Raw genomic sequence first — 8,937 nt, forward strand, 5'->3', positions numbered from 1 at the left:
AAGGTGACTAAAGTTTTTTCGCCACGAATTCCACTAATTTTAACTAATTCTATGCGCTGTATTTATTGGTCAATTCATAAATTAAGCATCTTCAAGAAAATTCGTGAAAATTCGTGAAATTCGTGGCGAAAAAGAAAAATCTAGAATGGATATCCAATAGCAATATTCAAGATTAGATTATCTTTTCGCCATGGTCCGCTTCCAAAATTAATATCATCAATTACCCATCTTTGTCCGTCTGGGAGCGCTGGATTTCTAAGAGGGAAAGCCAAATCAGTTCTTAAAACAAGGAACGATAAATCAAAACGCAATCCTGCTCCTGCTCCAATGGCAAGCTCTTTCATAAAATCTTTTGAGATTTCGGCTCCGGGTTTATTAGGATCTGCATTTAAAAGCCAAATATTTCCTGCATCTATAAATAAAGCGCCTCTTACAACACTAAATAATTTTGCACGATATTCCGTATTGAATTCCAGTTTTAAATCGGCCGATTGATCTGGCGTATAATTGTTATTTGTCGTTGGCGGAATCACATAACTTCCCGGCCCTAAAGTTCTGGCTCTAAAGGCTCGAATACTATTGGTTCCTCCTACTACAAATTGTTTTGATGTAGGTAATGTATTTGAATTTCCATAAGCAAATCCAGCACCAACGATTAATCGGCTGGCTAATTCACTTTCTTTTCCTAATTTCAAATAATGCCTAAAATCTGATTTGATTTTCACATATTGGCTAAACGGAACATCAAATATGGTTTTTACTTTATTTGGATAATCTGCTCCTGTAACTAATCCCGTTATATTTCCCGCCAAATCTAATTCTCCATTAAAATAGATCGTATTTTTTCGGCGTTTCTGCATTGTGTTTGTATACGTATAACTGTAAGTCGGGCCAAAAATCAATTGTTTTTCGATTACCTTTTCTAATGCAGGATCTTGCTTTATATCTTCTAAATATTCAGCCGTAACATGGTTTGGACTCACATAAGTTATATCCATCACATTTAATTGATGTTCTTTTCGAATATTTTCTTTCCATAAATATCCAAAAGAGGCATTAAAGGAATTCAACGCATACAATTGTGTTCTTTTTTGATATTCATATCGTAGTGTCGCTTTGGTTCTTGGCACATATTCACTGTTTCCCTGAATATTAAAAGGCGATATAAATCTCGGCCAGGTCAAACTAACTTCTCCTCCAAGTTTATAAATATTTTTCCCTTTGTTAACTCCACCAAGCTGGAAATCGGCACCGCCAAAAACAGAAACTGTAAATAGTTCCGCCCCTTTAAAAAAGTTTCGGTTATTCCAGTTTAGATTAACTTCTGTCCCTGTATAACTGGCTGAATTAGTTTTTCCTAAAACCTCAACCCTAATAAACTTTTTAGGCAGAAGCGTTAAGTAATAATACGAATCTAAAGTCTTTGGAATACTGTCTGATGGTTTAAATTCATTTTTTACAAAGCTGAATGTTCCCAGATTTACAAAACGGTTTAAGGTTAAATTATGATCTTTTCTATTGTATAAATCTCCTTTTTTAAAATATATCGTTCGATCGTAAATCCTTGGCTTAAAGGTTTCAGTTGTATCGATGATTGTAAAATCTTTGTATTTTGTAATATCTCTTTTTCTATAAACCACACTGTCATTCGAAAGAGAATAATTGGGATACACATAAATATTATTGATTTTATACGCTGTAAGGGCTTTTGGCGGCGTATCTGGCTTTATTACAATTCTAACTTTTACTTCGTGATCGCCTTTGCTGCTGTCTACCTGAGCCAAAAGGTAATCTGGGTTAAAATAAAAATAGCCTTTCTCTTTAAGTCTGACGTCAATTCGTTCTCTTTCGGCTTTTATAACGTCCAAATCATACGGCTTTCCAACTTTCAATAAACTTCTTCGGCTTGATCTTCCTATAATTCTGGACATTGCCAAAGAGTCATCAGGAAAAGTCACGCTTTTAATGATATATTGTTTTTTAGGAATAACGGTATATTCTGCCGTAACTCGTTTGTTTCGAACTGTAGAATCGGCGCTGACACGGGTTTTAAAATAACCTCGGTTTTCGGTAAAATTTCTTAAAACAGAAGCATTATAATCTAAATCGACTTTACTGAAAAGTACAGGCGGCTCACCTACTTTATTTCGAAGCCAATATCTGGTTCCTTTTTGTTTTTTAGGCTCTCCGGCAAGATTGTATATCCATAATTTAGGACGTAATCCTAAAATTTGTTTGTTTGGTTTTGGACGCAATAAATCTTCTAATTCTTTTTCGAGTGCTTTTCTTTCTTTTTTCTTTATTAAAGAATCTTTGACTTTTACAGAACCGCCAACGTAAAGCAAATCGCCTTCTGGCAGATATTTAGTATTACTGCAGCCTAAAACAAAAAACAGGCAGAACAGTACAAAATACTTTATATATTGATTTTCTATATGATTATGTTTTTTGTTCATTTCCTTCAATTTGATTTTCCTGCTGATCTTCTTCTAATTTTTCCTTTTCTTTTGCTTCTTTCTTTTTTTGTTTTTCTTTCTCTTTACGGACTTTTTCTTCACGTATCATTTGCTTTTCTTGTTCTGAACGATGAAAAAGCTCTCTGAATTTATTGTAACTCATCGTAATGATGAAAGCAACACCCGTTTCTACAACCTGACCTTCAACTGCTACCTGATATTGATTTTTTCTGTAAGCACGAACCATATAACGTCCGTCTTTTGTAAGCTGATAATCGAGTGCTACGTCTCCGGCAATATTCGTACTTTCTTCGTTCGCGCGTTCTGCACCTTCAACGCCAAAACTACTTCCAACGGTTACTTTTAATCTATCATCAAGCAGTTTTTTTGAAACGGCAACATTCAAATCGGTTCTGTTTTGCATGGTTCCGGAAGTATAATCTTCGGTTGATTCTAAATCAAAATTGACTTCAAATCCGTTAATTAATTCGCCTGCCAGATTGTTTAATTGCTGCGAAAGAATCTTGCTCACACTTTGTCTTGCTAACGATTCTGCATTTGTACCGCCGCTTTCACTAGCAAACGGATTTTCGCCCACAAATCGATTTAATAATAAAAGTGCAAAAACCTGTTTATTTAGTTCTGCCGGATCTTGTTCTAATTGTTTCAGCTTGGTTTGTGTAAGCTCAACCACATCTGAAGAAACATCGTAATTCCCTTCCGGAAGTACAATTCCAAAAGAAATTTCCGGCTTCATTAATTCTCCCTTCATTTTCAGTAAAGTCTGAAACGGAAGTTTTTGTTTGTATGTATTCCTTACGGCTGAATCATCATTCCCAAGCTGATTTCCGAGCAAATCGATTGGCGCAGCATTTACTTTATAAATTGCCGTAATATTTAAATTTGCCATTGTAGGTTCACCGTTCCAGGTAATAAAACTTCCTTTTTGAATATCAAATTTTCTTCGGATTCCGTTAAAATTCATTTCATACGCACCATCTGTAAACTCGTATTTTCCGGTCAAAGTTGTTTTTCCAGATTTGTCGATTCCGCCAACTAATTCAGCTTCACCTTTCAGTTTCAAATAATCACCGTTTCCTTTGTCAATAAGCAAAGTCAATTCTGCTTCTTTATCAATCGAAATGGCTACATTCACGTCCATTCCTTTCACATCAGATTGATTCAGTTCATTTTGCAGCTCAACAGTTTGTTTCAGGTACATATTATCTTCATCAACAAACTCTACAATTCCTTCACGATCTGCAATAGATGGATCTGACTGCGGCATGACAACCGTAAACTTGGTTTCTTTATTGATTTTAATTGTTCCGTCGACAACCGGACTGTCCAGATTTCCTTTAATATTTAGTTTTGTATCCAAAAACATATCGCCATAAAACAAATCGTTATCGACTTCTTTAGAATGTATGGCTCTAAAATCATCTGCTGTAACAACTAAATCAAAATTATAACTCTTGAAATCAGGGGACTGAACCGTTCCGTCTACAGATAATTCGTTGTCGTTTTCGTCATTAAGCGTGAATTTATCAAACGTAATTACATCATTATTAAAAGTGATTTTTTCATTATCGGTTTTAAAGAAAGAATTCAGCTGTGTGATTCTAAAACCGGCATCGTTAAAGTTTAATTCGCCCGCAATTTTTGGACTTGATGCGTTACCTGCAACTTTAAAATTTCCGGATAAATATCCCGTTCCGTCTGTTACGTTACCCATTGTAAAACCCTGAATACTTTTGATATACAATTTATTGATATCTAAATTTAAATCAAGATTTCCGTCATCCATTTTGTAATTTCCAGTCAGGTTTACTTCATTTCCTTCTCCAGCTAATGCCACATTTGCATTTAATAAATTATTGGTTTTATTATCCACTTTTATTTCAATGTCACCAACTGCATCCCCTCTAAAAGCAAAATCATCAATTTTTAAATCAGAAGTAAAAGTTGGGTTTGTCATTACATTTTCAACAACAGCATTTCCGTTAATTAAACCCTGCATTAACAGTTTATCTTTTTTAACCATATTCATAATGGTTTCGATTTTGAAGTTTACAAAATCGACTTGCAGCGGCGCATTGTCCTGTGTTCCCTGCGATTGAATTTTTAATTCATTTCCGTTATTATTCAGGAAAAATTTATTGACGTAAAGACGTTTGTCTCCAAATTCAATTGCATTTTCAGGATCTATATTCCATTTATCGTAATTTAAAATGAAGTTTTCGGCATCGATTTTAAATATGTTTTTAGAATCTTCTGCTTTAAATTCTCCTGCTATAAAATATTGCTGTTTCTCTTTTGCATCCTGAACTTCAAGCGCATAAGTCAAAATATTATTTTCTACTTTTCCGGATAAACTAGTAAACGGAATTTTTAATGAACCGCTTTCAATAGTGGCAATAGAAACAGAATATTCTAAAGCATTTTCTTTGGCTTCAATATTAATTTTTCCGTCGGCAATTGTGTTTTCCGCATATACGATTCTTGGAATTGTTCCTCTTATTTCTAATGAATCAGTTAGGTTATTGTATTTTCCAGTAATTTTAATTGGCTCTAAACCTGTCAGTTTTGGAATCAGTTTAAAAAGAATTGGATCGTTATCAACCGTTACTGTAAAAGCCAAACGCTGCTCGTCAGATTCTCCGTTTGCTTTTGGAGTTTTTAAATCGATATATTTTGACAATGATTTTTTTATCGCTGCTGTCAAAGTGGTCAATTTGTATTTTCCATCAACCTCAGCTTTTAAAAACTGAGAAGATATTTTAATATTGTTTCGGGTATTATCTGAAAAAGCAATGACACGAACCGAATCTAATACGATTGGTTCTTTATCCTGCAAAATCTGAATGTTCGAAAGAAATACTTTTCCGTTCAAAAAATCCGGATTACTGTTGGCAATATCCGCATCAACATTACCGCGAAGTTTCATTGGTCCGGCATGAAGATTTAGTTTTTCCAGATCGGCAATATCCAGGTTTAGTTTTAATTTTATTGACGGATATTTTTCTTGTGTATTTCCGCTCGCAACCAAATCAAAATTTAAATTCGGATCTTTCATTCCAGATTTTACTGCGAATGAACCGTTTGCAATATTTCCTTTTAAAGCTAAATCTCTATACGTATATCTGTTGAAAACCGCTTTCTGCACAATTCCGTCCAATTCTGCTTTTGCTGTTTTCGGGTCTAAACCATTTCCTTTTACTTTCGCTTTAAGCGTAATTTTTCCAATTGAATCATTTTTGATTAATCGGCCTAAATCAAAATCAAGTAAATAAACCGTTGCATCGTATTTCTCTTTTTTCTTAACGCGCTGATCGAATAAAGCATCAACTTTTGCATTTCCGAAACTGCTATTTAAGGCCAAATTGGTTTTGAAATTCTGAACAGATCCTTTAAATTTTCCCTGCAGATTTATTTGCGACGGAAGCTGAATGTTTTTCGGAATTGTTCCGGCTGGTACAAACGTATTTATGTCTTTAAAAGTCGTAGCCATTTTTTTGATATCTAAATCATAATATGCTTTTTGCGCATCAGGCAGTCCGGTTATTTTTCCCGAAAGGGAAACTTTTGTAGTTCCAATTCCGCTCATTTCGAATTTCGGAATATTCAAATCTTTTACTTTTCCGCTCACACGACTGTTTATGTATAAAACAGCATTTGGATTACTCTTAAAAGGATTTGTTTTCTGTAAATCGGGAGCAAATAACAAAATGTCTTTAAACCCTATTTTCGAATCTTTTAAATTAGCATCGACAGCAAGATTTGCAATATCTTTTTGAAGTGCTTCGAGTGATTTATATTCTACCTTAATTTTATCTTTTACAAGGGTTTGCGGTGTTTTTAAATACAGATTATTTAAATAGGCATTTTTTGGACCGTAGAAAAAATCTGTTTTTAAAGACTGAATGTTCAATCCGCTTTTTTCTGTTGCTGCCAGTGATTTTATATTGCCCGAAATAATATCGTTACCATAATATAATTTCTCGGCTTCAAGATTGAATTTACTTAGATTTAAATGGCTGTAATCGATTCCTTTTAAAGTTGGTTTCGATTGCATATTATCAAATTTAAAAGCAATGTTTTGTATGTTGACTTTATTTAGTTTGGCTTTCCAGCCTGCTTGTTTTATCGCTGTTGTGTCTAAATTTGGCGTTTGTATTTGTTTATCTTTTACTCCTAAACGCAGATTTCCGCTAAGATTTTTTAATTCGAAAGTATCGAAATCTAAAAGTTGTTTGTTTAAGTCGATTTCATTTACAGATAAATTCAGATTTCCGAGTTTTATTCCCGAATCTAATTTTGAATCTTTATTATCATAAGCAACATCAATTTTTGACAAACTGATTTTTCCCAGTTTTAATTTGAAGTCTTTGCGTTTTGAAATTGTATCTACGGTTTTTACCGAAACAACTGCAATTTGTTCCACAACATCTTGATTTAAAACTAATTTTAATCCGTTTAAATCGATATTCGGAATATCAAAATCCATTTTATCCAAATCGAATTTATTGAATTTAGTATCGAAATGCGTCAGTTTTACGGCAATATCGTTTTTAGCATAATCATCTTTAAAATTAAATTTGATGTTATCCAGATTTACTTTTACAACTGAAATTTTAAATGGTTTAGCATTTGGATCTTCAACTTTGGGTTCTTTTGATTCGAATGCTTTTATGATATAATCGAAATTGAAAACCCCGTCTTTATTTCGGGAAATATTGGCTTTTACATTTTCAAGAGAAACAGAATTGATTTCGAGTTCACTGCTAACCAATTTAAAAAGGTCAACATCGACTTCTAAACGTTTACCTGCCAGCAAAGTATCTTTTTTTTGATCTTCAAAATAAAAACCTTCCAGAACTACATCTTTGGGGAATTTGATAGAAATATGATCTAATGAAACTTTGGTTTTTATCTTTTTATGGAGATAGGAAATCGCTTTGTCTTTGGTGAAATTTTGAACAGAAGGAACCTGAATTAATATAATAAGAAGTAATAAAAGTGCAACTACAGAAACCACGCACCATAATAGTATACGAAGTGTTTTTTTTACGTAATAAATTGGTTTCTTATTCATAGGTCAATAAAATACAGGATTTAATTGCTTCTGAAAAAAGCATGGTTACACATCTTACAAAAATGGAAAATTTAAGCCTTTAACAATTTACATAATTATTGGGAATTATTCTAAAATTTCACTGTAAAATAGTTAATTTCTTACTTTTGAGTTTTAGCCACGAAGGCGCTAAGACACAAAGTTTTTTTATGCCTAAATATTTCATAAATGTTTGGTGCTTGCTGAAAATTAAAATTTAATATGGGAAATCTTTTCTTCTAAAAGATTCATTTTCTGCTGAAGTTTAGCTAAGAATTTTTGGTGTTGCTCTGATTCGGGGTTGAAGCTTCTGTGACGCAGGCTTTTTTGAATTTCATCTACTTCCTGCATTATTGAGATGCTTTCTTGCGAAATATAATTTTCGCTGAAAAGTTTCCAGATATAATCGATCGCGATTTGGTTGGGGTGAAGCATATCTTCGTTATAAAAACGATAATCGCGAAGTTCATCCATCAGGATTTCGTACGATGGAAAGTATTCAGTATTCAGTTTAAAGTGTTCCCTATTTAACGCAGAATGCAGCGCTGAAAATAAATGTGATTTACTTAATTGATTTTCTACAAAACCATCTTTGATATGGCGTACTGGCGAAATCGTGAAAATGAAATTGATTTCTGGATTTAAAGTCTGAATTGAATCAATTGTGTTTTGAATACTTTTTTGAATTACATCAACTGATAGTAATTCTTTTAAAAATTGTTTTTGAGGAACTTTATGACAATTGGCAGCGATTTCAGTGCTTTCGATATTTCTGTAAATCCATGAAGTGCCAAACGTAATAATGACGTGTGTTGCTTCTTTGATTTTTTTGTTAGTTTCTGAAATGGCTTTGTTGAGTGTTTCTAACAATTCTTGTCGGTCTGCATTACTTAAATCTGAATGAACTTCGAAACTATGCCAGCGTTCATTGTGAAAAAAAACATCTTTTTCTGTAAACAATTCATCTTTACAAACCCGACTAAATAATTTTTCAATTGAAACGGGATTGAATATAATTCCAAACGGATTTGTTTCGTTTTGAAACTTGAAATAATCAAATTTCTCGGCCATATTTTCTGCAAAACAAGAACCTACAGAAAGTATCTTCGAATTATAATCGATTGGATTGTTACTTTTTGAAATTGGAATTTGGGTTCTGAATTGCATGGCATATTATTTAAACACGAATTTCACCAATTTTTACCAATAAAAAAACCAAATACATGAAGTATTTGGTTCTGGGTAATTAATATAAATATTTTGTAATGGTTGTTACTTGTTTTCCTCCTTTATAATATGTTCCTAAGATTGGATTGGATATGCAAACAAAAACTGGAGAAAAAGTTAAGCTACATTTTTATAATTAGT

At 33.0% G+C, this 8,937-nt stretch carries 3 protein-coding genes; all 3 read right to left on the minus strand.

The genetic code is table 11. The annotated features are described in order from the left end of the window. Window positions 1–140: 140 nt before the first annotated feature. Window positions 141–2,456, minus strand: a complete 2,316-nt coding sequence (gene tamL, locus ACODSB_RS21470; RefSeq protein WP_488938526.1) for a translocation and assembly module lipoprotein TamL — start codon at window positions 2,454–2,456, stop codon at window positions 141–143. Then, window positions 2,440–7,551 (minus strand): translocation/assembly module TamB domain-containing protein, encoded by a 5,112-nt coding sequence (locus ACODSB_RS21475; RefSeq protein WP_488938527.1) that lies wholly within the window; start codon window positions 7,549–7,551, stop codon window positions 2,440–2,442. Before ACODSB_RS21475 ends, tamL begins: the two co-directional genes overlap by 17 nt. A 228-nt stretch (window positions 7,552–7,779) precedes the next feature. Next, the gene (locus ACODSB_RS21480) at window positions 7,780–8,736 is read right to left on the minus strand and encodes a GSCFA domain-containing protein (RefSeq protein ID WP_488938528.1); all 957 of its coding nucleotides are present in this window, start codon (window positions 8,734–8,736) and stop codon (window positions 7,780–7,782) included. Window positions 8,737–8,937: the final 201 nt, after the last annotated feature.

The sequence above is a fragment of the Flavobacterium sp. FG68 genome (assembly GCF_057808895.1).